Genomic DNA, 3,247 nt, shown 5'->3' with positions numbered 1-3,247 from the left:
CGGCATGGAATTCGCGTCATGACGATCGCGCCCGGCCTGTTTCTCACCCCGCTCATGGCATCCCTGCCGCAAGAAGCGCAGGAAAGCCTGGCGCGGCAAGTTCCGTTTCCGTCACGTCTCGGCGAGCCGAGTGAGTTCGCCAGCCTGGTCAAGGCGATCATCGACAATCCCATGTTGAATGGGGAGGTGATCCGGCTGGACGGAGCCATCCGGATGGCGCCGAAGTAAGCGCGGGACGCGTTCCCGTCTGCCGGCCCGGATGGCGCGTGTTGCAAGTCCGCTCATAGAGGCTTGGGCGCGCCGGCCAATATTGATGCACGCCGCGGAATTGCAACTATGGACAGTGTCACGATCCTCGAAAAGCTGATCGCGTTTCCAACGGTGAGCCGCGACTCCAACATCGAGTTGATCCGTTTTGCAGCCGACCTTTTAGAAGAGGCGGGAGCCACCTGCCAGATCCTCTACAGCCCGGACGGCAGCAAGGCCAACCTGTTTGCCACGATGGGTCCGATCGGCGTGCGGGGCGTTCTGCTGTCGGGCCACACCGACGTCGTCCCCGTCGACGGCCAGGACTGGACTGTGCCGCCATTCGTAATGACCGAACGCGACGGCAGGCTTTACGGGCGGGGAGCGGCCGACATGAAGGGCTTCGTCGCCTCGGCCCTGGCCGCGGCTTTGAAGGCTTCGAAAATGGAGTTGAGAACGCCGGTTCATCTCGCGCTCACCTACGACGAGGAGATCGGCTGCATCGGCGTCCGCGGCCTGATCGAAACGCTGCGGGCTTTCCCTAACCCGCCATTGCTGTGTATCGTCGGGGAACCCACCGGGATGCAGGTGGCCAACGGCCACAAGGGCAAGATAAGCGCGCGCGCCGTCTGCAGGGGCCGGGAGGGACACTCGGCGCTGGCACCCCTGGCGCTTAACGCCATCCACCTCGGCTGCGATTTTGTCGGCGCGCTGCGTGGCGAACAGGAATGGCTGGCGCAATCCGGCACGCAGGACGATGACTATGACATTCCCTACACCACGGTCCATGTCGGACGCATCAATGCCGGCATTGCGCTCAACATCGTCCCGAACCTCTGCACGCTGGATTTCGAGATCCGCAACGTGGCTGCGGACGATCCCGACGAAATTCTGGATAGGCTGCGCAAGCAGGCCGATCATATTGCCGCCTCCGCCCATGGAATTGCCGCCGAGGCCGCGATCGAGATCGATGTATTGAACACCTATCCAGGCCTCGACACGCCTGCGGCTTCGCAAGCGGTTCAGTTCGTCAAGTCGCTCACCGGCGCGAACGACACGATCAAGGTTGCCTATGGCACGGAAGGCGGACTGTTCAGCCGCGATCTTGGCACGCCGACGGTGGTGTGCGGCCCGGGATCCATGGCGCAGGGCCACAGACCGGACGAATTCGTCACCATCGAGCAGATACGCCGCTGCGACGCCATGCTGTCCAACCTCCTGGAGAGGCTGAAATCGCCATGGCGCGGCGAAGACCAGGCTATTTGACGGCGCGTTCCGTTCCAAACACGCCCTGTTCCAGCACGAACTGCCGGCAATGGTCGATGAAGGCCCTCACCGTGCGCGTCCGATGCTCGGCGTTGGGCAGCAAGACGCCCAATGCCAGTGGACGAATGTCGCCGTTGAGCGGCACAAACACCAAAGGCTTCCCGTCCGGCGACATGTTGTGCAGCGGCCGCATGTTGGCGATGCCGTAGCCGAAACCATTGGCCACCATCGAACGCATCACCGCGATGTCGCTGGTCCGCTCGGCGATGTTCGGGCGAAGCCCCTTCCGCTGGAAGGCGGACAGGAAATATTCCCGGCTGTAGGGCAGGTCGAGCAGCACCATCGGCTCGTCCACCAGCTCTTCCGGCGTGATCGACGCAGCTGTCGCGAGATGATGCTCCGGCGGCAGCATGACATAGGCCGGAAGCTGGATCAGCGGTTCGAACGCCATGTCCTGCGACAGCTCCAGGTCGTATGTCAGCGCCAGGTCGACCTCTCCACACTGCAGCATTTCCAGCAATTGCCCCTGGTTGCGCTCGAACTGCCTGACGCGCACGTCGGGATTGGCGCTCTCGAACTTCATCCGCAACGAGGGCAGCACGATCTGGGCGAAGGTCATCAGGCAGCCGATCGCCAGCGGCCCGCGCACCTTGTCTGAAATGTCGCCGGCAATGTCGTGCAAGGCATCGGCGTCGGCAAGCAGGCGGCCAGCCTCCTTGAGGACAATGCGTCCGCCAGCGGTCAGCGACAGTCCATGCGAATGCCTGCGCACGAAAAGCTGGATGCCGAATTCGGCCTCGAGCTGCGCGATGGACGCGGAAATCGAAGGCGGCGAGACGTTGACCTGCTCCGCCGCCTTGGCGATAGAGCCCGCCTCACCGACGGCGACAAAATACTCAAGCTGTCTGAGCGTGAAACGAAGCGGCATGGCGTTATGTTGCCGGTTCACAGGCGGGAATCAAGGCGCCGGCTCTCTCGTTTGCCCGTATATCCACCCGGGCGCCGCTCTGTGTCGAAACGCGGCATCGGATCGAGAGCTATTCATTGCCGGGCACGCCATAGCTCGGCGCCTGCGCAGGGTTCATGGCGCGCGTGACGTAGGCGTCGGCCTGTGGCTTGTAGATGTCCCACAGCTTCGTCAGCTCCTCGATCGGACACGTTTCCGACCAATCGCATCTGAGGTCCGCGAAGGGCCACGCGACGTCGCGGACCAGCTTCATGCCCGCGGAATGTATGCGGCCGGCCTCGCCACCGCATGTCAGCCCGGCGCGCATGGCCGAAAGGATGCGGTCTCCAAGATCGCCTTCCGAGCGGAGAAAGTCTTCGACCATGGCCCGCGGCACGTCTTCATTGGCAAGCAGATTGCCGCCGCAGGCAACGTTCTGTGCGCGGGCTTCGGCCCAAATGCCGAGCGATTTCGGACCGGAATGGATCGAACTCATGCCGGCGGAATCGACCACGAGCAGCTGGCGGTATTCGATAAAGCTGGCGGTGCGCTGGAGGATGGCGACAGCCTCTTCGGCCGAAGCCCCGCGCGCCATGAGCTCCAGTGCCTTCGGACCCAGGGTCGGATCCGTAACGTTCTGGCTGGCCACCGCGCCGATGCCGGCCTGGGCATAGGCGCATCGCGCTGCCACCGCCGGCGACGAGGAAGAGACGGCGACGCCGAACATGCCGGTTTTCGCACAACGCGCCACAATGGAGAATGTCATGTCCTGGTATCCGGCAATCAATC

General features: G+C 63.4%; 3 protein-coding genes and 1 pseudogene. 2 read left to right on the top strand and 2 right to left on the bottom strand.

Annotated features, from left to right (window positions below; genetic code table 11):
• Window positions 1-228 (top strand): annotated as a pseudogene (locus WC739_RS25125) (hypothetical protein); the annotation flags it as partial.
• Between the two features lie 108 nt (window positions 229-336).
• The gene (gene argE, locus WC739_RS25120; protein ID WP_372955688.1) at window positions 337-1,512 is read left to right on the top strand and encodes an acetylornithine deacetylase; all 1,176 of its coding nucleotides are present in this window, start codon (window positions 337-339) and stop codon (window positions 1,510-1,512) included.
• Here the strand turns inward: argE and WC739_RS25115 are convergent.
• Window positions 1,505-2,440 (bottom strand): LysR family transcriptional regulator, encoded by a 936-nt coding sequence (locus WC739_RS25115; protein ID WP_372955687.1) that lies wholly within the window; start codon window positions 2,438-2,440, stop codon window positions 1,505-1,507. The genes argE and WC739_RS25115 overlap by 8 nt on opposite strands.
• Window positions 2,441-2,549: 109 nt before the next feature.
• A complete protein-coding gene (locus WC739_RS25110) occupies window positions 2,550-3,224 on the bottom strand; it encodes a DUF1028 domain-containing protein (protein ID WP_372955689.1) in 675 nt (224 codons plus the stop codon).
• Window positions 3,225-3,247: the final 23 nt, after the last annotated feature.

Source organism: Mesorhizobium sp., assembly GCF_041661565.1.
Classification (GTDB): Bacteria; Pseudomonadota; Alphaproteobacteria; order Rhizobiales; family Rhizobiaceae; genus Mesorhizobium.
Note: the sequence above shows the minus strand (reverse complement) of the source record. Positions and strands in the feature narration are given on the sequence as shown.